This is a genomic window from Bradyrhizobium sp. 186 (assembly GCF_023101685.1).
GTDB lineage: Bacteria > Pseudomonadota > Alphaproteobacteria > Rhizobiales > Xanthobacteraceae > Bradyrhizobium.
Genome location: NZ_CP082165.1, coordinates 317,658 through 338,957, shown reverse-complemented (window position 1 = coordinate 338,957; position 21,300 = coordinate 317,658). Strand labels below are relative to the sequence as shown.

The window sequence follows — 21,300 nt, the reverse complement described above, 5'->3', positions numbered from 1 at the left end:
GGCAAGCCGTGTTCGGTAGGTGAGCCCTCGGAAAGCCACCGGTTCCAGGGTCTGAAGGGCCACCGGCGCAACAACGCTTCACATCGCTTTACTCGATCCGGCGAGGTGTGGAGCGCAATATTATCCGCGATCTATAGCTATGGAGCGATGTACATGAGCGCCCCTGTTGTGCTGATCACCGGCGCCCTGACGGGCATCGGCCGTGCGACCGCCCTGGCCTTTGCGCGCGAAGGCGCCCGCATGGTTGTCTCCGGCCGGCGCCACGAAGCGGGCCAGGCCCTGGCTACTGAATTGCGCAATTTGGGTGCGGAGGCTGAATTCGTCCGTGTCGACGTGCGCCACGACGACGAAGTGCGCAATCTGATCGATCAAACGGTCGCACGATTTGGTCGCCTCGACGTCGCCGTCAACAACGCCGGCACTGAAGGCAAGCCAGGTCCGGTGACGGAGCAATCCGAAGAAAGCTACGCCGCCACGTTCGATACCAACGTGCTGGGGACGCTTCTGAGCATGAAGCACGAATTGCGCGTGATGCAGCCCCAAGGCAGCGGCAGCATCATCAATCTGTCATCAACCATGGGCCAGAGAGGCGCGCCGGGCGCTTCCATGTATACTGCCAGCAAGCACGCGGTCGAAGGATTGACGAAAGCTGCGGCCGTCGAAGGGGCAGAGTTCGGTGTCCGCGTCAACGCGGTCGCGCCGGGTCCAGTCGAAACTGAGATGCTGAACCGGTTCACCGGCGGCGCCGACAGAAAAGCTGGCTTGATTGCGGGCGTGCCACTCAAGCGCGCAGGCAAGCCCGAGGAGATTGCCCGGGCCATCGTCTACCTCGCGTCCGACGATGCTTCGTTCGTCACGGGCCAGATACTAGGCGTCAACGGCGGCAAAACAGCTTCGTGAAGCCCACGGATCACAAGGCCATCATTTTCCAACGCGCCCTCTATCTCGTAAACAGTATTGAGCGCACCTTCAGCGGATGAGGAACTTGAAGCCCGCAAGGTCGGCATCGCATGCCCAAGGTGCGTGCGTTTCTCGACTTTCTCGTCGAGCGATTCAGCGACGCTGGCGTAAACCTTGTGCTCTCCAATCAGCGCATGTGAGTTGGCTCCCAGGCGCGCCGTTTGCGGGGAGCGCGTCCTCTCGGCAACCGAGCAATATCTCTTGTTGGCGTTTTTCGGACGTCAGCTTTTCGGTGAACGTCTGCTTTGCGCCACAAGAAGTCGTCCGCCTTTGAAGCCAAAGGCGGCAAAGGTCAGCCGACCGCAAAGCTAGGGCCGACAACCCGCCCCTTTCCCCGCGTGCAGCGTTATGTCTCAGCCTTGGCAGCCGCGGCAGAACTCCAAAGCGAGCCGGGATTGGCGCGATCAGGGTAAAGCTCCAGCATCCGGTCATAGAACTCGCGGGCGGTTGTTGTCGCGTCATTCAACCGAATGAAGTCGCGCATGTACTGGCGCGTTTCTTCCACATTTTTCGGACTGTCATCGTTGCCGGGAACCTTATGTCCCGCAACAACCGCTGACGGATTCAGCGCGTCGATCTTGTCAAGCGCGGCAATCCATTCCAGCCTAGTTTGCCGATTCGACTCGTTGAGAAATGGATGAATGCCGTTATAGACGGCATCGCCGGCGACGACCAATCCGATCGATGGAACGTGAAGACACGTCGTATCATCAGTGTCGGTATGCCCGACTCGTACAATGACTAATTTGCTTCCTTCCAAATCAATCTCATTGCCTTCCAGCGGATCCGCAATGGAAATGAGATCTGGAATTTGATTTGGGAACAGCTTGCGCCATCGGCTGTTCAATTTTTCCGGCGTAATCTGAAGCTTCATTTTTGCCACGACATCGGGTGTCGCCAGTGCTTTCAGGTCTGGGAATCGATCCTGCAGCACCTTTATCCCAAAAAAGTGATCCCCATGCGCATGCGTGACGTAAATTGCCTTCAGCGTCTTTCCGCTCGCAACGATGACGTCTGCCAAACCGTTGCACTGCTCTACCGTAAGGAAGGTATCGACGAGTACCGCGTCTTGCTCTCCGTAGATCAGCGTCGCCGAATTGGCCACCCACATAAGGGGCTCCTTGCCGGGCGGCACATCGCGGTTCAGGCCCGGACGAGTGACAGTGAATACCTTGTACCTCAATGGAGGTGCCTTGCTATCCGAACTTGCCATCGCTGCTCCCGGCATCATCGGAAGCATGACCAGGGAAGCCAGCTTCATCATATCGCGACGGTTCATACTAACCTCGTATCATTTGGCCGCCTTCACGCGTCGTGACGGCGCAGAAACTCGGTAGCCAAGGAGAGAAATTCATCGGCTCCCTCGAAGTAGGCCAGGTGCCCGGCACTAATCTGTCGGCCCATCGCGCCGGGAATGCGCGCGGCCAACTCGGGTGTCTGCGTGACGATCTGATCGTGAGCACAGTTGATTACAAGCGTGGGGCTTGTAACGCTTCTGGCTTGTTCGCTTACATCGACAGCCAGATCCAGTTCGACCTGACGTGTAATCCCCTCCCAATTGGCAAGAGGCATGTACCCCTTGATCATGTCTTCGATCGTTGAAGCGCCCACGCTTGAGACAAACGCCGGCGTGAGTCCGGAGAGCAGAAGCATCCTGAGAAATGCGTCACGGTTGGTTCGGAGCAGATCGAGCCAGAGCTCGAATTGAAGCTTGAGCCGCGGCTCTGCGCCCCGCGAAAATCCGGCGACCACAATGAGGGATCGGACCAGATCTGCGGAACTGGCTGCAAGCTGGATTGCAATCGCTGCTCCGAGGGAATGGCCGACCAGGTCGAACCGGTCCACACCGGCTGCGCGGACCACTTCCCTTACTTGGCGGGCCAGTTTCTGCAGGCTAAGTGCGCTGCCGTCATCCGTCGTGTCTCCCGAGCCCGAGTAGTCCAAACTGATCACGGTTCGGTTTTTACTGAGCTCTCCGATCACCGGGCCCCAATGCGCATCCAGCGCGGCCGTGCCGTTTACGAGCACGACAGCAGGACCGCGCCCGTGCAATCGATATGCGACACGCGCATCATCGACGTTTACCACGCTTGTAGTTGCCACAAATTCATCCTTTCCATTGTTCGAATGATAATCGTCATCTAATTGATGCGTCTCGTGCTTGATGGCAAGTCAAGGGGTCGTGAGGACGCTCGGGCAGAGGTGTAACCGTCGTGATCCTGAACACGGGCCGCGCGGGCAATCAGGCGGCGAACTCCATGCTGTCTGCGTCGTCTACGGCGCGCACGTGGGCGACGTAGCCGTCCGGACGGACAAGCATTGAAGCGAATTTGCCGAGCAGGCCGTCGTTGGCGCCGGGTGCCAGGCTGACGATGTTGATTGCGTCCCTGACCGGCGTTGCGTCGCTCTCCGCAGCGACTTGCAACAGGACCCAGCGGCCTTCCTGGAGATAGCGGTAGAGGGTCGTGCGCGAGCCGTCCCTCAACATAAGATCCCCGTCGGAAAGACGATGTCCGCTCACACCTTTCCGATGTTCCCAATTGTGCTCCGCCTGAAACAGCGGTTCTGGGTAGGCGACACCAAACCCGGAGAGCTGGTCCGAGAGCTGGCGGTTGACCTCCGGCACGCGAAGAAAGCCGCTGAGCATGCGCCGCAGAGCCAGTGCCGGAGGATCAAAAGCGGAGAACAGCGCGAATTGCGCAAGCGTGTCATCCTGGAGCGCCTCGCCGATCGGTCTCCGTTCCGACTGATAGCTATCGAGTATCTCGTCAGACGCGGTACCGTGTATAACACTCGCCAGTTTCCAGCCGAGATTCATGGCGTCCTGGATGCCGACGTTCATGCCCTGACCGCCCATCGGCGGGTTAATGTGAGCGGCATCGCCAGCCAGGAAAATCCGCCCTTTCCGATAGCACTCGGCGAGGCGCGATTCATCTGTGAAGCGCGATATCCAAACAGGATCGCGCGGCCGGAGATCCCTGCCGAAAATGCGGGCCGCGCAAGCCGCGACCTCGGCGAGCGATACCGGCTCGGAGGGTGCAATATAGGGTGTCGATGCATCAATGACGCCAATTCGGTGATGAACACCATCGCCACGTGGCGCGAGAACCAAACCACCAGCTTCGTTGACCAGGGTGAGGACCGGTTTCTCTGGTGGCGCATCAAGCGCAACGTCTGCCAATGTCATTGTATGCCGTGCCGGATGACCGACAAAATCGATGGCTAAGGCCTGCCTTACGATACTGCGAGCGCCATCGGCCCCTATGGCGTAGCGGGCAGCAAAACCGAATGGCGCCTCGCCGTTCCGGCCCCGTATGATGACGCTGTCGGCATTCTGCTCAACCTCTTCCACAAGGTGGCCACGCCTGATGTTCACGCCCAATTCCAGTGCACGCTCCTCGATGAGCCTTTCGGTCGTCGCCTGTGGCAGGAACAGCGTGAAAGGAAAGCGCGAGTCCAATGTCGAGAAGTCAAGCAGCGTATCCAGCCCTCCGTAGAAGAACCCGGGGATCGGACGACCTTGTGAGAGGAAGCGTTCCGCGATCCCACGCAGGGCGAACACCTCCAGGGTTCGACCGTGGAGCGTCAATGCGCGGGATTGGGTGACGCGTTCGGTGCGCCGTTCCAGCACGAGGACTTTCACTTTTGCCAGCGCCAGCTCACACGCAAGCCACAGTCCCACCGGTCCGCCGCCAATGACGACGACGTCAAATTCATTGCTCATGATCATCTCACCACATATCTTACGATGTTAGATATAATCTAACGATGTTAGGGAGATCAAGCGGTGGCAGCCGGTGTGGGCATTCAACAAGAGGTGATCGTACGGGCGGCGCTGACCTTGCTTGATGAGGTTGGGCTGGAGGGCCTCACGATGCGGCGGCTCGCCACGGCCTTGAAGATTCAGGCGCCTTCGCTGTATTGGCATTTTCCCAACAAGCAGGCGTTGCTGGACGGCATGGCGGATGCCATTTTTGGCGCCGTGTCGCTGCCGCGGAATCTCAAGGGGAAGACCTGGGATGTGCGGCTGAAGGCGGTTTTCCGTGCCATCCGGAGGGCTTTTCTCGCCCACCGGGACGGTGCTCGTGTCTTCGCCGGCACGTATGTTCCTACCGACAACGTGCTTCGAATCGTCGAAGCCATGATGGCGCTAATGCAGGAAGCTGGCGCTTCGCCAAAGCTTTCATCCGACGCAGCCTTCAGTCTCGTCTATTACGTGCTGGGTTTCACAATGGAGGAACAGGGACTGGATCCGCGAACAGGCGGCCCGCTCGATCTCGCGAACCGGCAAGCGGAGTTCGCGAACCTTGCGGCAATGAAGTACCCAAGCATCCACGCGGCTTTGCACCGTATGTTCGACAACGATCTTGACGATCGCTTCGAAGCAGGACTCGATCTGCTGATCAGCGGGCTAAAGGCTCGGATCGATACCCGATCGTAATTCCGTTCTCGCGGACCGACTGGCCATAGCTGTGCACCCCATTTTAGCCGGGCGCCTTCTTGCACCTGAATGACGACGGTGCACCGTGCGGCTATCGCGGTTGGGTTTGTGCCGCAGCCTAGCGAAAGCGCCGATCCCGCAGACGGCCGCTTTGCGCCAGAAGCGGCCTGTCGCGCCTTCCTGGATGCGCAAAAACGGTCGCTCGGCATAAGATGAAACGCTCGCAACAGAGCGACGCGGTGGGCGGGATGGTGGAGGATCCCCCATGCCTATTGGACGCGTTAGCCCAAATCATCAACCTTGGAACAAGGGATTGCTCGTCGGTCAGAAAACGCCTCTCGAACCGAAGCATGTCTGGTCGATTCGAGTTCGGCTAGAAATCGCGCTATCCAAGCGCGACCTTGCAATCTTCAATCTGGCAATCGACAGCAAACTTCGCGCCTGTGATCTGGTCAAGGTGCGCCTCGACGACGTTTGTTCGGGAAACAACGTGCGCCATCGGGCAACGATCACACAAAAGAAGACAGGTCGACCAGTCCAATTTGAGATCACAGACCAGACGAGAGTTTCAATTGAGGCCTGGCTGCCAACATTACGGGCGAGTGGCTCCCGATATCTATTCCCAAGTCGACTTCATGCCAGCCCTCATATATCGACGCGTCGATATTCGCGGCTGGTGCATCAGTGGGTTAGGAGCATCGGCTTAGATGCTGCCGCTTACGGTACGCACTCAATGCGCCGTACAAAGGCGGCCCAGATCTATCGCAAGACCGGAAACCTGCGTGCTGTGCAACTACTCCTCGGAAGGGCGACATACTGCCCGCGAACAACAGGCTGAAGCACGCATCACTTACCGATTTCATCCTCGCTTCGGGGAGACGGTAGGTGTTAGGCGGCGGCTTGAGCGAGGTGGCGCCGCGTTTCTCGTTGTTCACCAACTTGACGGCACCTTTGCCTGCCTTCCGGCGTGGATGACTGACGAGGCTGCGTCCCGATTCGAGATCAGCGTTGAGCCGCATTTTCCCCTGAATGTTCTTCGCTCCCTACGCAACGAGGTCGATGCGCTTCTAGGCTTTCTGGCGTCCGAATCAAAAACGGAGCGACTAGAGAATGACGCAGCGATCCGAGAATTTCCAGCCAAGCCTGTTCGAGGCCGAGCGACCGTGCGTCGAACTGCGTGCAGCTCAAAAGAGCGAGCTCGCGATGGTCATCGAGGTGCTGCTGCGCGAGATCGCGGCGGCGCTGGCAAAGGCGGCAAGCGGGGGGAGCGGCGATGACCAAAATCACGACTGAGCATCTCGCCCGCAACGCCTGCGTCTACATCCGGCAATCGACAGCAGACCAGCTCGCGCATAATCATGAGAGCCGACGGCGCCAATACGGCCTCGTCGATCGCGCCAAGCAGCTTGGCTGGAGCAACGTCGAAGTCATCGACGACGACCTCGGCCGGTCCGGCGGCGGCATCGCGCGTCCCGGCTTCGAGCGGCTGCTTGCAACGATCTGCGACGGCCGTGTCGGCGCTGTGCTCGCGATCGAGGCGTCGCGTCTTGCCCGTAATGGCCGCGACTGGCATACGCTGATCGAGTTCTGTGGATTGGTCGGCACGCTCATCGTCGACGAGGACGGAATCTACGATCCTCGCCATCCCAACGATCGGCTGCTGCTTGGCATGAAGGGCACGATGAGCGAGCTTGAACTCTCGATGTTCCGCCACCGCTCGCAGGAAGCGCTGAAGCAGAAGGCGCGCCGCGGCGCGCTGGTCCTCGGTGTCGCCGCCGGCTATGTGAAGATCGGTCGCGATCGCATAGAGAAGAATCCGGACAAACGCGTGCAGGACGCCCTGCAGCTGGTCTTCACCAAGTTCGCCGAGCTGCAAAGTGCTAGACAGGTGCACATCTGGCTGAGAGAGGAGGGCATCGAGCTGCCGGTCAAGTCGCGCCAAGGAGAGGCGCACGGCGTCGTGTGGCGACTGCCGGCCTACAACATCGTGCACAACATCCTGACCAATCCGATCTATGCAGGTGCCTACGCGTTCGGGCGCACGACGAGCCGTGTGAGTGTCAAAGGTGGACGCAAGCATGTCCGGCGTGGTGTGCAAAAGCCCATGGCGGAATGGGATGTCTTGATCAAGGATCACCACGCGGCCTACATCACCTGGGACGAGTTCGAGCACAACCTCGAGGTGATCGCCAACAATGCGACCGGCATGAGCAGCGCACTCGCTCGCGGAGCAGCTCGTAAAGGCGAGTTGCTGCTGCCCGGACTGCTGCGATGCGGCCACTGCGGCCGCAAGCTCCATGTGCACTACAGCGGCAAGATCGGCCGCTACAATTGCTACGGTGCGCGTACGAACCACGGTGCCGCGCGCTGCATTTCGATCAGCGGCTTGAGCATCGACGCAGCGATCAGTAACGAGGTCCTGCGCGTGCTGAAGCCGCTCGGCGCCGAGGCAGCACTCAAAGCGATCAAGGCGCAATCGAGCACGACGACCGCGGCCGAGCGCCAGCTGGAGCTGTCGCTGCAGCAGGCGCGCTACGAAGCCGCGCACGCGCGCCGACAGTACGACGCCGTCGACCCGGCAAACCGGCTGGTCGCCGGCGAGCTGGAGCGCCGCTGGAACGAGGCATTGCAGGCTGTCGCAAAGCTTGAAGGAGAGATCGCCGCCCTGATTGCGCGCCGTCCGCCGCCGTTCGGTGAGCCGGAGCGCCAGCAATTGGTGGCGCTCGGTGCTGATCTGGAGCGCGCCTGGTTGCATCCCGCTGCAACCGCCGCAACGCGCAAGCGTATCCTTCGCGCGGCACTCACGGAGATCGTCGTGCGCAGGGACGGCGCAATCATCCATGCGGTCCTGCACTGGCAAGGCGGCGATCATACCCAACTGCAAGTCAAACAGCGACTGAATGCGGCCGGCCGGCACAATCCACGTATCCCCGACGACACGATCGCACTCGTGCGTGAGCTGGCGCGGCTGATGCCCGATCGGCAGATCGCGCGCCTGCTCAATCGCACTCGCGTGGAGACCGGGCACGGCAATACCTGGACGCAAGAGCGCGCCCGCGGCTTCCGCAATCACCACGACATCGCCGTCTTCCGCGACGGGGAGTGGGCGGAGCGCGGCGAGATTACGCTCGAAACGGCAGCAAAACTCATCGGCGTCTGCAACATGACGGCGTTGCGTATGCTCCGCCGCGGCGACATCAAAGGCCGACAAGCTTGCGTGGGCGCGCCTTGGGTGATCAGGGCCGAGGACTTGGCAGGTTTCGCCAAGGGAAAGCGTCGGAAGCCTCCGCTAACACAAAATGCCACGCAGCAGGTCTTTGACTTTCAATGAGTTAGCCGAGGTGCATTATGAATCGTGACTACTCGGCCATACAAAGTTAGAAAGTACGGTCCGCTATCTCGGAATTGAGGTCGATGACGCCCTGACCATAGCCGAGCAGATCGATCTGTAATAGTCGACCATCGACCCGGTGCCGGGTGCTTTCACGTCAACAGCGGTCTTCTGCGACTGATAAGCTTTGATGTATTACCTTATCAGTTGCCAACTGACTCCATTTGCGACCAAAGCTTATCAGTCAGCCAACTGGCTCCGGTCGTGTAACTTCCTTTTCAGCCCACGTAACCCGCAGGTGATCTGACGAGTGTTTTTACTCTTAGTCCGATCGTTAGAGTCATCCGTTCACAACGGTCTGGTTGCGGGCATGAACGATGGAGCGAAAGTGAACTTGTTAGGCTATGCGGACACTTTGAAAACGACTCGATTTCCGCTTTAAGAACGACTCGATTTCGTTCTGAAAACGACTCGATCTCATATCCCACTGACACGACTGACGAATTTCGCCTCGATTTTTTCGCCGATTTTTGACCGCCAGAAAACCGAGGGGGTCTTTTCATCTAACACGTTCGTCGTAGCCATTGCTTGCCTTCGCCTGACACCTGCAGCTAACCGGTGCTTCCTTCGCTGTGTTGCACCCGGAGGTCGATGACCTCGACGTCGCCTCTTCCGTCCCCCGCCAGCGCAGCGCCCGCGTGGTCGACGAACAGGCGGTGATACTTGTCGACGAGACCTTTCTCTCCTCTCCAACCGCCGTCCCGCTGCTTGTCCGCGAGGGGCCGGTCGATGAGTGCGTACTTCTTCGGAACGTCAGCCGGAGCTATCGCCAACTGGCGAAGTCGATCATCCGGTTCGATATGCATCGCATCGACGATGATGGATCGACCGTTGCTGAGGGCCTTCGCGCTGCGCATCCGAACTTTGTGGAATATCTCGGACTGTGCGCCCCGCACTTCACCGCCCGGACTCCGTTCCTTTCTAATTTCGTCTGAAGAGATCACTTCGATCCCCTGCGCAGCCGACCAGGTGGACTTCCCGGCTCCGGAAGGACCGACCGTGAGCGTCATGCTCTGTCCGCAGCGCGGCCAGTTCCAGCCCGGGATGTCGAAGTCAACGTCGCCGATCGTCGCCTCATAGAAGTCGGAGAAGCGTGAGACGACCTCCGGATCGAGCAAGTCGAAGTGGGCGACCTTGTTGCGTATCCAACCCGCCTGGCTTAGCAGACTGGCTTCGTTGGGACTGAGCAGGTCCTTCGTGAACTCCTTCAAGTCGTAGAACTCTAGTTTCCAGAAATCTTCGATGGTCTTTACGTGATCGTGGATCTTCCTGGTGTAGGGTTTTGCGGGAGAGATCTTCCTGGCAAGTACGTGCTGGTACCTCGAGATAAGGGACCTCAGGATCCGCTGAGTGAACGGCAGCAGAATGCTCGCCTGAGCGCTCCAGACGCGTCGCCGAATGTGATCTACATATCCATGTTGCAGGGCCGCCGCCGCGTGCGCAGCCGGCTCGTCGTCCCAATAGTCAACCAGACCGTTTTCCCAACAAGGGAACGGATAACTATTCTTTGCCGCGATGCGTTCGAGCAGCGGAAACGGCGAGATCTGATCCGCCGCGTCCCATTTCACCATTTCCTCGAGCATCTCGCGCGACCAGGCTGCGACCTCGATCGCCGCCGCATGCCCGACGCGCGAGGTCAGGCCCTGCGCGGGGCGGGCGCCGATCGCAGCAGCGTAGCTCGCACTGTCGTACCGATCGCAGATGCCCAGGGTCGAGATCAGGTTTGCGGGGCCGCATAGCGCCGACCGGTCGTCCCTGTTGAGCTCCGTCGGCAACAGGACGATCACGACCGGTCCGACCACGGTTTCCTCCGCGGGTTCGGCCATGAGCTGACGCAGAAACAGGCTCCAGCGACGCAGTTGGGTGCGGTCAAGACCGTCGACGATCAGCACCCTGTCGACGAGCCGCGGATGGACGGCGAAGTCGGCCACAGTACCGATCTCGACCGCCGAGACGTCGAGGAAACCGGCTAGCAGGTGTGCGATCGGTTGAGATTGATCCTCGGCCGTCAGATCGATCGGCACGCTGTCAAGCGAGAGTTCGCTCCGGAGCCTACACTCGACCGCTGCCGTCAATCCGGAAATCCTGGGAAACGGCGTCGAAATGCAGACGACCCTGTCTTTTCGGGAGACCGCGAGCGCGATCTTGCCGAGAACACTCGACGGCCCGGCCTGCGACCACCACAAATCTTCGCGTTCCACTACCTCACTCCGGCTTCAGCAGTGCGGCGAGGACCAGCGGGTTGAGGTCGACCTTGTGCAGGCTTCGATTACCCGATTGATCCGGCGAGAACGAGATGATCCCCAAGACGTCGCTGTAGACCGCCAGGACGCTCGGGACGATCTTCCTGCCGTCCGTCGTGCAGAGATGCTGGAAATCCCGATACGTGATGACCGAGCCATGCGCGTACTGGGCGAGTTCACGGAAGAAGGCGACAAGTTCGGGCTGGATACCCAGTCGCTCGTACGGGCTAGGCGCCGCCAGCAACGCTTGCCGGTCGGCATCGATCAAGGCGGACGCCTGACTCGGCCGTTCGGTTATCCGAGCCAAAAGCGGCCCGACAGTTTCCGACCACCCGCCGGTGGCCTCGATGATGCGATCCATCAAATCCGCTGAAAGCTGCAGCGATTCCAGGCGAGATCCGAGATACGACCGTGTCACTGGTCGCAGCCGGACCAACTTGACCTGAGGCCTGATGCGCTTCAGCACGGCCGTATCCTCCGACCAGGCGGAAGCGTGAAGCGGATCGCCGACGAAGACGATCCTCACCTCGCCCTTCCGCACGCGACCGAGCCGCTCGGCTTCGAGAATCCAGTCGGGCCGCCATGGCGTCCTCGACGACACCACGAGCACGCGGGGGCGTCCCGACCGCGATGGCCGTTTCGCGTCGTCGAAGAGATCCTTCTTCCCCTCGTAGGTCCGCGGCTCGACCTCGACCAATCCGTCTTTCGTCCGCTCGGCATCCATCAGAGCCGCCTCGACGAACCGAACGCCCGCCCATGCCGTACCGAAGACGACGCCGATGCCGTGAGCTCGCGGTGGCATCTGAGAACCGTCGGCCTTGACCGCCGCTGCTGGCGCGAACGGCGCGAGGAGGTCGGCCTCCTGACCGTTCGTCAGCGGCGAAAGGTGGCCGTTGCTGTCCACCGTCGGGAGCGGCTTTGCGAGTATCCGGCGGTTGTTCTTCGGATCGAAAATCCGATCCGGACGCCGCTTATGATACTGCTCTAGCTTGCTCGTCAGATCGGCCTCGTCATATGCCATCAACTCGAGCAGGCTACGGGATCGCAATGCGAAGCCGCCGGAATAGGGGATGACATCAGGCGTCAACGAACTACCGGACTGTGTGAAGGCCAGTGCGCTTCTTCACGTGGCGAACTTCTCGGAATTCTCTCCAGAGAACGACCCGCATGACGAGCACGATTTCGGAAGCTTCGATCTGATCGGCCGCAAGTTCTTTTGGAAGATCGACTACTACGACAAGCGGTGCGAATTCGGTTCCGACGACCCGGCAGATCCCGAAAAGACAACGCGTGTGCTAACGCTCATGCTTGCGGGGGAGTACTGATGCTGTTCAAGAGGGTCACCTTCGATCCCGACGGCCCCCTATGGGATACGCATAACGGCATGTGCTATCCCACGTGGTCTTGTCCTTTCTGTAACGGCGGATTTGACGAACGAAGCGGCAAGGCAGTGGCGTGGATCTCAAGGCAAGACATGTTGTGTTGCTCCGAGATTTGTGCCCGGCTCTACGCACCTCGTAAGGAGCCGCCCCTCCGTATCACAGATGACTAGCTCGTTGTTCTTTGCAGCCCCGCCGGTGGCGGGGCTCTTTCTTGGGAAGTCAACCAAAAGAGGGGTGCCGCGGTACAACGCGAGACACTGACCTTATCCGCCTCCCATCATGACGCAACGGAAGAAGCATCTAGCGGGCTGGTCGCCCGTTGCGGGGACTGTTGGTAGGCCCGACTTGCGGCGTGATGCCGTAGAGCCCAACCAGCGCGGATTTCCTTGGACATGCCTTTTGTCCACCACCCTCGCTTCAATGCGAGGGTTTTTCTTTGCGGCCGTCATCCTTGTGCACCGGGGAGCCCTGCAAGACGGCGCCCTACCGCGTGGCTTGAGACCACGCGGCCGCCTCTTCGGACGTATTTTGCGCGATCAGCTCTATCTGAAAGAATAGAACCACGAAATCGCATGTCACTGAAGATATAGGGCTAGAAGCCATTCCATTGTGTCTGACGCGGGTCCGGTCTAGCAGGCTTCGGAGCGTCGAACCCGCCGCGCCTACGCGCGTCAATCCGGACGTCTTGGCAGCTCCAGGCTAGATTAGCAGTCCTTCCCAATGACACCGTGTTGGCCTTCCCCGCAAGGCACAACATGCGGCACTGGCCCGGACATTCGTCGAATATGCACTCTCCGAAGCGGGCCAGGCTGTCGTGTCCGATGCATTCGGTCTTTCGATTGCTGGGCTCGGTGCCGACCGCGAGCAGATGAAAGCACGGTATCTCGCGGAAAAACCCGGCGTGCTCAATTTTCCGACGCTCGGGCTCCCGTCATTGACCTATCTCGATGCGCGCACACGCGAGCAGTTCGTCAAGACCTGGCAGCGAATCGTATCACCGCAGAGCGGCATTCCTTGACGCCGCTCTGCCTCGTAATGTTTCTCTCGGTCGCAAAGAGGAGCTGCAACAGCTCCTCTTTGCGAGAGCTCTAGCCTCGACTTCAGAAGTCGAATGTCATGCCGGTCGTGACCGCTTCGGCCTTGTTGCCGGAAACCACGTTGTTGTTGGCGTCGCGGCCGCAGACGGCGTAGCCGTGACCGCTGGCGCCAAGGCAGTAATGCGCGCCCGGGCCGTTGCGGAGATAGCTACCGACCATGTACCAGCTCACGAATGGGCTGAAGTGGTACTTCACGCCCAGCGCATATTGATCGGCGCTGGAGTCTACTGAGTTCAGCGCGAAGTCGGTCGCACCTGCTGGAGCCGATACCGGTACCCCGGCGGTGGGATAGGCGTTAAGGACGCCCGTGCCCGGCGAGCCCGGCGACGCATTGGCGTGGGCCCATGACGCGCTGATGTCCCATTTGTCGACCGTTTGACTCGCGCTCAGAAAGTAGCCATCGCGCGAACGCTCGTTGAAGTCTGCGACCGTATGCTCCCGGCGCATCACCTCGTAGATGCCGTAAAGCTGCAAGGTCCCGATCATATCATTGAGCTTATAGCCGGCACCGACTTTCGCGGCCCATTCATTGGCGATGCCGACCGAGCCCGGCGGCACGATCAGGACGCCACCATTGCTCAGAGGCGTAACCGCCTCGTCGCCGGTGCGGTTGGTGCCTTCATGCAACTCGTAGGCGGCCACAGCGGTGAATGGGCCCTGATTGTAGGTCAACGATGCGCTGTAGAGATTACCGTAGGAGCCGTCGGTGCAGCCTTCCGGCGCGGAGGTCAGCGGGAAGCCGGAGCCGCTGCCGCGCGCCGACGTGGCGGGGCAGTTGAAATCGCCAAGGGCGTAGTCGCTGTTGTCCTTTGCCGTGTTCTGTCCGGGCGACACCATGACGGCGGCCTGGAAGCCGTACCAGACCGGTGATTCGTACCAGATAGCATGTGCCGCCCGCCAATCGAACTCGGCGCGCAGGTCGCCGCCGGTATTACCCATGATGGAATTGTAGTCGCCGAGCGTTGCGGAGAACGGATCGTATTTCGCCGTCGCCTTCTTGTACGGTGTATCGGCCTTGCCGGCCTTGATCGTGCCCCAAGGGCTTTCCATGCCGATGAAGCTGTCTCGCGTGCCGAACGCCGCGCGTTCGGTCGGAACGGCCGCGACTTCCACGAGCGACTCGAATTGTGCGATCGCCGCCCATCCAGGGTAGCCATAGGGATCGAGATTGTGACGCGCGCGGACGCCGAAATAGGTGAGATTGCTAGAGACGCCGAACTTGGTACCCTGGTCGTAGACGCCCGGGTTGAAGACGTCGCCGGAGAGATCGACGTGGCCATAGAGGGTCACCGTCGTGTTATCGATGAACGCGTTGCCTCCTGGCGCCTTGCTGTAGAGCGGCGCACCACCGACGCTGACCACTGTGTGCTCCGGCGCAGCCGTCGGCGTGGGTGACGGAGCGACTGCCGCATGCTGCACCGGATTGCCTTTCGGCGACGCTGACGGCGCTGCCGCGGCTGCCGCCTTGGGCTCGCCAACGTGATTGACGCGTTCGCGGAGCTGGGCATTCTCCTTCGCAAGCTTGGCATTGCTGCGCTCGAGCGCATCGAGGCGCGCAACGACCTCGTCAAGAGACGCGGCGTGCAGCTGGTGGTTGAAAGATGTCGCGCATAGGGCAGCAAAGCCCGTTCCGAGCAGGAAGGCCTTCCTCATCTGGTTTCCCCTTTATGTGCCGCGGGACCCATCTGGCGGGCCCGGGAATAGAAGGGGAAATTATTGTATACCAGATGCCAAATACAACGCGGATGGGCCGGTCCAACTGCGATTTGCTCACCGCATGCGTCTTTTGCGCAACACTGTCGGACGAATTGAAAAACGCGACGCTACGTCGCATTGCGGTGCGCTCAGCTTCTCGTCGCGCGCCATCCCTGCAACACGGTCAGTCGCCCCAGGGCTTTTCGCCTCGCGCGAGCCGATCGGAGATGTCGGCCTGGAAGTCCGGCGGCCCGAACGCGAACCAGTCATCACCGATTTGGTAGAGCAGCAGCCGCTTCTTCTCGGCAGAGAACTTCGTCAACCAGTCCAGAGCCTTCTGCTTCGGGCGCGCGCCGGCCGGCACCACGACGTCCACCGGCAGCCCGCGCCAGAAGAAATTGGCGGCCAGCATGATCATGTCGGACCTGTCGGGCCGCATCCAGTCCGGCAACGGGCTCGAAGTTACAAGCCAACCGCAGACGAATTCCCGGCAGGGGTGTTGCGGTCGCTCCAGATAAATCGTGCAGTGCTGCGCGACGCTGAACGGACACGGCTGGCCCTTGCCCACCTTGTGGCCGCGCACCTCGATCTGCAGCCAGCCATCGCAGCAGGCCGTGCAGCTTCCACAGGTTCTCGTGCCGTGCTGCTTCAAGAATGGAGCCGATCTTGTTGCACCTGTGCGGACAATCGCGCGGGGCAGGCAGTTGTACAATGATCCGCAATCCATTTCTGCCTGCTTGCCAACATTTCGACACTCGACGGAGGACGCAAGTCCATCACAGGCGATCGAGAACCCAAAGTACGGTGCGCGTCACGCGTATCGCCGTCCTTGGGCGGCCCAAACACGGTTGTTTTCCTTCAGTTGAAACATGAGATGGTCGGGCTCCTTGGTTAAGCTATGTGGCGTAACCACGGATCACGCGCTCCGACGCCCGGCTACCACGTGCGGCATCTGTTCGGTGATCCCGCGCTCGCCGTCGGAACCTATCCAGCCCCTTCGACCAGCTTCTTCAGTTCGACTTCGCGCTCTGAAATCATCCTCGCGCCCGAGTGCCCGATACCGCGGGTCAGTCAAAACCCTAGGACGATTTTGCGGTCCCACCTGCGGCGACATAATCGGCCCAGAGCTCTCTCATAATTCTCTTCACTTCTTCTGTGTCATACACGTCGCCAGTTGGAAGCACATTTCCCAGCTGACCGAGGCGAATTGTTCCAGATCTGCTATCGCCAAGACCGGGTGTTAAGGACGCGCCAGTAGGCTTATGGATCACGCCTTGCGGAGTGACATTGAACTGGTCCCGCCTGACTAAAATTGATGTCACTGTTGGCTCTCAAATAACGGATCACTTGTCCGAGAGAACAACGTCCGCAGATGAGGGCATGTTCCGGCGGCGCGCAAAGGCGTGCGCGTCATACGGTCCTGATCGAAGGCGATGCGCTCCAGCTGGTGCGACGAAATGTCTGGAACGTTTCCCGCGCTGCGCCGTCTGAGCCGCGAGCGGGAAGCCGAACTGAAGAAAGCTGTCGAAGGGATTCCAAGGTCGTCCATGCCGAGCGCGCCATGATCGAACGGATGCCAGAGTTGGGCGCTGGGCGTCGCACGGGAGCGACGGCGGAGCGCGACCGGCCCGGTTTGTTTTGAGGGAACCTTAGACGGTCGTCGCTCCAGGATCGTCAACCACAGAGCAGATCGACGCCGGGCCAGCCTCCGGCAGCCGCAACCCCAGAGCAGACTTTCCCAAAAGGTTGGCGACCTCGGCATGCCGCTCAATCAAAGAGGCGGATCTTGGAAGAAGCCGTAGTGGGCTCCACGCGGTTGCTGCATTTGGCTGACAAACTGGTATCCGGGCTGTTGCTGCGGCGATTTGCACGGGAACTACGGAGCGCCTTGCCCTGTACCTCGTGACAGGGGCCTTTTGGCTTCCGGTGGTCTGGATCCAGATGAAGATGCGCGACCTTGCCGCCGCGGCAGCAGCCGGAGGGAAGCAGCTTCCAGCGCGATATCACGCTGTTCTGGATAAGGTTTGCCTTTGGCTTTCCCGCCGTCGGAGCAATCATGGGCATTTTCTGGCTGATGATTTCCGCCTATCGATCTGGTAGCTGTGGATTCCGAATAGTGAAACAGGACTTTGAATGCTCCCGAATTTGACGGGGAGATATTCGAGGCAGGCGAACGAGCGACTAGGCGAGCGTAAAAACTGGTTGCGGGTGCGCCATAGCCCGGGCCAGCTTGGTCGACACATTTCGCACAAGTTACAACGTGGCGTGGCCCACATGCGGGCGGAGCGTCAGCCTGAATTGTCAGCGCCTAAGCAATCATTTCCAATGCCTTGTTCGTCACGCCGACCTTGATAGTTGCCGAGCAACTCTCCCTTGTCGTCAATCTCTTTGACACGATACTCTAGGTGCCCCTGCAGCGCAGAACTCGAGGAAGATGGGCCATCCCAGCAAATCATATTCATGGCGACCCAGCGAACACATAGGGCCAAGGGGCAGGACACTGCCCTGCTATCGCGCAAGCTGCCGCGGACGGCCTTCGAGTAGCTAGCACGTAACTTAATGAGAGAAGACAACATCGGCTTCCGACTTCGTGAGCTAAGGCGCTCGCAGAGCTATGTGGGCTCCGCAACAGGTGGACGGAAGATTGCGCAGGTTTAGCATTTTCCGCGCCTAGCATCGTGACTGCACAAAAGCACATGATATCAGGATGAGGAAGAAACACGCATGCGAAGTCGCCTCGCCCATTGCGCCGCTCTACGGGCTCCCGGAGCAAGCGGTGCGTGAATTTGCACAGCTATTTGAACAGATTTACAGCATCAGTTTAGACCCCGACGAAGCGGCGTTTCGGGCACGCAACTTCTTGAATTTATACCGTGCAGCGCTGAGGGATGATGGCCCGGCTGGCACTAGCCACGCCGTCAGCTGATTCGCACCAATCTGGCGAATTGCTATTATTATTTCTAAGCCCCTCATTGCATGAAAACGGCATCCAAGACGAATAGATACATCCTCTATGCTCGCAAATGCCCCCTCTCAAATGGCTGTCGTCCGCGATTTTCCGCCCATCAGCGGGGTTTAATTCCCCTTGAGCATCACCACATAGTGTGCATGGCCCACTGGCAAGCGTCTATCACGCGACAACCACCGAAGACGAAGGTTGAGCTACGCCAGATGCTGACCGAGGCGGTCCGGAACACGAAACCCAGTGCGCACCACGGGGCGAAGCCTGCGCCGAAGGCCAAAAAGAACGCGGCTGAGGTAGCCTACATCGATTAAATCTGCCGGGCCACTCCACCTATCCGCCGGTCAATTTTAGCCGAGATGGGACCGATTTCATTCGCGACAGCGTCAAAGTTCATAAAGGAACAGTCCATGCGAAAGTTTCCCAAGGCAACCGAACAAGAGATCAACGAGGGGCCTCAAACGGCATCTTTTCAGATTGCGAATGGGAACGCACGGCAAGACTGCATTCTGCAAACCAATTTCCCAACGAAAATTCAGGCGCAGAAGTACCTTCTCACAAATTGGCCGACCATCGAAAAGATGGCTCGCGACGCTCTGGCGGCGGGAAGCTTTGAAGGTGGCAAGATCAAACTCGTGATGATCTAAACGGCTCATTCAAGAGTAAACATTTGCATTTCTTTGCTTGTAGGAAGTAGCCATGCTGAATGATCGAGAGAATATCCTAAGCGCGCTCCGCGAGAAGCCGCTCAAAGTGTACGAGGTCATGAAACGTGCCAATGTCGTGAATGAGGAAGTCTGCCAATCTCTTCTATTGAAAATGAGAGACGAAGGCTTGGTGAAATTCGATATTCACAAAGGGCGATGGCTCATCGGATAATCCGTGAGTTGCTGCGAGAGGAGCAACTTGAGCTGCGCCTCTAAGCGGTCTCTACGTCACGCTCTTTAAAAGTGAAGCAACATTCACGGCAGCTGCCGACCAGCCTTGAGCGCGACTAACGGCGGCGACCGGAAAAGGAATAATGATGAAAGCACCCGTTCTCTCAATTGACGAACCAGAGCCGAAGAAAGCGGTACGAGCCGATCGGCCTCCTACCGATGGGTTCGCGACGATCGTCGATGGCCATTTCAAGTCGGAGTTTGAGACTGTTGAGCCGCCGAAGCATCATGTCGAAAGCTGAAGTCGGCTTATCCGATGCTTCAGATCGAGATCTATGACGCCGCCATGAAGGTCCGTAGCTTGTTGAGTTAGCGAGCCCGACTATCACATCGCCAGGGGTAGCAGTTCGCTCGCCGGGATCCCTCGCCGCGCATTTCTTGATGGTCCAGTCCGGATTGTCACGCTATTCCTGAGAATCGGCGTAGTCCAAATGTCCGCGTGCCCCTAAGCGGTCACCTCAATGCGGCTATCGTCGTCGAGACAGAATGGCCCGACATCACTGCCGGACCTTTCTTTTTCTTTTGAGCGCTGAACGGTTGGACTTAGAAATCCATACCGCCCATGCCGCCGCCACCCGGCGGCATACCGCCGGCACCGGCGTTCTTCTTTGGCACTTCGGCCACCATGGCTTCGGTGGTGATCAGCAGCGCCGCGACCGAGGCCGCATTCTGGATCGCCACGCGAACCACCTTGGTCGGATCGATGATGCCCTTCGAGATCAGGTTGCCGTACTCGCCGGTCTGCGAGTCAAAACCATAGGAGTACTGGTCCTTTTCCAGGATCTTGCCGACGATGACCGAGCCATCCTCGCCCGCGTTGATCGCGATCTGGCGGGCCGGGTAGGACAATGCCTTGCGCACGATCTCGACGCCAGTCTTCTGGTCGTCGTTCTTGGTGCGCAGACCCTTGAGGTGCTCGGCGGCACGCAGCAGCGCGACGCCGCCGCCTGGCACGATGCCTTCCTCGACTGCCGCGCGGGTCGCATGCATCGCGTCATCCACGCGGTCCTTGCGCTCCTTCACTTCGACCTCGGTCGCGCCGCCGACGCGGATCACCGCGACGCCCCCTGCGAGCTTGGCGAGACGCTCCTGGAGCTTCTCACGGTCGTAGTCCGAAGTGGTCTCCTCAATCTGCGCCTTGATCTGCGATACGCGCGCCTCGATGTCGGCCTTCTTGCCGGCACCGCTGACGATCGTGGTGTTTTCCTTGTCGATCATCACCTTCTTGGCACGACCGAGCATGTTAAGCGTGACGTTCTCGAGCTTGATGCCGAGATCTTCCGAGATCGCCTGACCGCCGGTCAGCACCGCGATGTCCTGCAGCATGGCCTTGCGGCGATCGCCGAAACCCGGCGCCTTGACGGCCGCGACCTTCAGACCGCCGCGCAGGCGGTTCACCACAAGCGTGGCTAGGGCCTCGCCTTCGACGTCTTCGGCGATAATCACAAGCGGCTTGCCGCTCTGCACCACGGCTTCCAACAAGGGAAGCAATTCATTCAATTGAGATAGCTTCTTCTCGTTGATCAGAACGTAGGCATCCTCCATTTCAACGCGCATCTTGTCGGCATTGGTGACGAAGTAGGGCGAGATGTAGCCGCGGTCGAACTGCATGCCCTCGACGACTTCGAGTTCAGTCTCGAGCGACTTGGCTTCCTCAGCCGTGATGACGCCTTCGTTGCCGACCTTCTTCATGGCGTCGGCGATGAACTTGCCGATTTCGGCATCGCCATTCGCGGAGATGGTGCCGACCTGGGCGATCTCCTCGTTCGAGGTGACCTTCTTGGAGTTTTTCACGAGGTCGGCAACCACGGCGGCCACTGCCAGGTCGATACCGCGCTTCAGATCCATCGGGTTCATGCCGGCGGCAACCGACTTGGCGCCTTCACGGACGATCGCCGCGGCCAGCACGGTCGCGGTGGTGGTGCCGTCGCCGGCCGCATCGGCCGCCTTGGAGGCGACTTCGCGCACCATCTGGGCGCCCATGTTCTCGAACTTGTCGTCGAGTTCGATCTCCTTGGCGACGGTGACACCGTCCTTGGTGATGCGGGGAGCGCCGAATGACTTGTCGAGCACGACATTGCGGCCCTTCGGGCCGAGCGTGACCTTCACCGCGTTGTGGAGAATGTCGACACCGCGTAACATGCGATCGCGGGCGTCGACGCCGAATTTGACTTCTTTGGCTGACATGATG

The 21,300-nt window shown here is 59.7% G+C and carries 17 protein-coding genes and 2 pseudogenes; 11 read left to right on the top strand and 8 right to left on the bottom strand.

Annotated elements, in window-relative coordinates; genetic code table 11:
• Window positions 1-153: 153 nt before the first annotated feature.
• On the top strand, window positions 154-900 hold the full coding sequence (locus IVB18_RS51350; protein WP_247992100.1) for a glucose 1-dehydrogenase: 747 nt from the start codon (window positions 154-156) through the stop codon (window positions 898-900).
• Window positions 901-1,306: 406 nt separating this feature from the next.
• Here IVB18_RS51350 and IVB18_RS51345 read toward each other — a convergent pair whose 3' ends face one another.
• The 3 genes from IVB18_RS51345 to IVB18_RS51335 all read right to left on the bottom strand — a co-directional run bounded on the left by IVB18_RS51345 (window position 1,307) and on the right by IVB18_RS51335 (window position 4,684).
• Window positions 1,307-2,239: an MBL fold metallo-hydrolase gene (locus IVB18_RS51345; RefSeq protein WP_346732697.1), complete on the bottom strand. Its 933-nt coding sequence runs from the start codon at window positions 2,237-2,239 to the stop codon at window positions 1,307-1,309.
• 26 nt (window positions 2,240-2,265) lie between these two features.
• Window positions 2,266-3,063 carry an alpha/beta hydrolase gene (locus IVB18_RS51340; protein ID WP_247992099.1) on the bottom strand — a complete coding sequence of 266 codons (798 nt, stop codon included), beginning with the start codon at window positions 3,061-3,063 and terminating at the stop codon, window positions 2,266-2,268.
• A gap of 139 nt (window positions 3,064-3,202) precedes the next feature.
• On the bottom strand, window positions 3,203-4,684 hold the full coding sequence (locus IVB18_RS51335; protein WP_247992098.1) for an FAD-dependent oxidoreductase: 1,482 nt from the start codon (window positions 4,682-4,684) through the stop codon (window positions 3,203-3,205).
• A gap of 63 nt (window positions 4,685-4,747) precedes the next feature.
• On the opposite strand from IVB18_RS51335, the gene IVB18_RS51330 reads away from it, so the two are divergent.
• The 5 genes and pseudogenes from IVB18_RS51330 to IVB18_RS51310 all read left to right on the top strand — a co-directional run.
• Window positions 4,748-5,401 carry a TetR/AcrR family transcriptional regulator C-terminal domain-containing protein gene (locus IVB18_RS51330; RefSeq protein WP_247992097.1) on the top strand — a complete coding sequence of 218 codons (654 nt, stop codon included), beginning with the start codon at window positions 4,748-4,750 and terminating at the stop codon, window positions 5,399-5,401.
• Between the two features lie 265 nt (window positions 5,402-5,666).
• A complete protein-coding gene (locus IVB18_RS51325) occupies window positions 5,667-6,239 on the top strand; it encodes a tyrosine-type recombinase/integrase (RefSeq protein WP_247992096.1) in 573 nt (190 codons plus the stop codon).
• 272 nt (window positions 6,240-6,511) lie between these two features.
• Window positions 6,512-6,694 carry a hypothetical protein gene (locus IVB18_RS51320; protein WP_247531465.1) on the top strand — a complete coding sequence of 61 codons (183 nt, stop codon included), beginning with the start codon at window positions 6,512-6,514 and terminating at the stop codon, window positions 6,692-6,694.
• A complete protein-coding gene (locus IVB18_RS51315) occupies window positions 6,675-8,732 on the top strand; it encodes a recombinase family protein (protein WP_247992095.1) in 2,058 nt (685 codons plus the stop codon). Before IVB18_RS51320 ends, IVB18_RS51315 begins: the two co-directional genes overlap by 20 nt.
• Window positions 8,733-8,760: 28 nt before the next feature.
• Window positions 8,761-8,853 (top strand): annotated as a pseudogene (locus tag IVB18_RS51310) (integrase); the annotation flags it as partial.
• Window positions 8,854-9,343: 490 nt separating this feature from the next.
• Here IVB18_RS51310 and IVB18_RS51305 read toward each other — a convergent pair.
• Together IVB18_RS51305 and IVB18_RS51300 are read right to left on the bottom strand one after the other, a co-directional pair.
• The gene (locus tag IVB18_RS51305) at window positions 9,344-10,978 is read right to left on the bottom strand and encodes an AAA family ATPase (RefSeq protein WP_247992094.1); all 1,635 of its coding nucleotides are present in this window, start codon (window positions 10,976-10,978) and stop codon (window positions 9,344-9,346) included.
• A gap of 19 nt (window positions 10,979-10,997) precedes the next feature.
• Window positions 10,998-12,122, bottom strand: coding sequence for a hypothetical protein (locus tag IVB18_RS51300; protein WP_247992093.1), 1,125 nt, complete (start codon window positions 12,120-12,122; stop codon window positions 10,998-11,000).
• Here IVB18_RS51300 and IVB18_RS51295 point away from each other — a divergent pair.
• Entirely contained in the window at window positions 12,106-12,360 is a 255-nt protein-coding gene (locus tag IVB18_RS51295) for a DUF3768 domain-containing protein (RefSeq protein ID WP_247992092.1), read from the top strand. The genes IVB18_RS51300 and IVB18_RS51295 overlap by 17 nt on opposite strands.
• Before the next feature lie 871 nt (window positions 12,361-13,231).
• On the top strand, window positions 13,232-13,435 hold the full coding sequence (locus tag IVB18_RS51290) for a hypothetical protein (RefSeq protein WP_247992091.1): 204 nt from the start codon (window positions 13,232-13,234) through the stop codon (window positions 13,433-13,435).
• A gap of 82 nt (window positions 13,436-13,517) precedes the next feature.
• Here IVB18_RS51290 and IVB18_RS51285 read toward each other — a convergent pair whose 3' ends face one another.
• Window positions 13,518-15,167 carry a porin gene (locus tag IVB18_RS51285; RefSeq protein ID WP_247992090.1) on the bottom strand — a complete coding sequence of 550 codons (1,650 nt, stop codon included), beginning with the start codon at window positions 15,165-15,167 and terminating at the stop codon, window positions 13,518-13,520.
• 226 nt (window positions 15,168-15,393) lie between these two features.
• The gene (locus tag IVB18_RS51280) at window positions 15,394-15,861 is read right to left on the bottom strand and encodes a hypothetical protein (RefSeq protein ID WP_247992089.1); all 468 of its coding nucleotides are present in this window, start codon (window positions 15,859-15,861) and stop codon (window positions 15,394-15,396) included.
• A gap of 1,235 nt (window positions 15,862-17,096) precedes the next feature.
• On the opposite strand from IVB18_RS51280, the pseudogene IVB18_RS51275 reads away from it, so the two are divergent.
• From IVB18_RS51275 to IVB18_RS51265, 3 genes and pseudogenes are all read left to right on the top strand, one after another.
• Window positions 17,097-17,358, top strand: a pseudogene (locus IVB18_RS51275) (DUF2269 family protein); the annotation flags it as partial.
• Window positions 17,359-17,916: 558 nt separating this feature from the next.
• The gene (locus IVB18_RS51270) at window positions 17,917-18,135 is read left to right on the top strand and encodes a hypothetical protein (protein ID WP_247992088.1); all 219 of its coding nucleotides are present in this window, start codon (window positions 17,917-17,919) and stop codon (window positions 18,133-18,135) included.
• A gap of 446 nt (window positions 18,136-18,581) precedes the next feature.
• Entirely contained in the window at window positions 18,582-18,818 is a 237-nt protein-coding gene (locus IVB18_RS51265) for a hypothetical protein (protein ID WP_247992087.1), read from the top strand.
• Window positions 18,819-19,652: 834 nt separating this feature from the next.
• Here the strand turns inward: IVB18_RS51265 and groL are convergent.
• Window positions 19,653-21,296 (bottom strand): chaperonin GroEL, encoded by a 1,644-nt coding sequence (gene groL / locus IVB18_RS51260; protein WP_247992086.1) that lies wholly within the window; start codon window positions 21,294-21,296, stop codon window positions 19,653-19,655.
• Window positions 21,297-21,300: the final 4 nt, after the last annotated feature.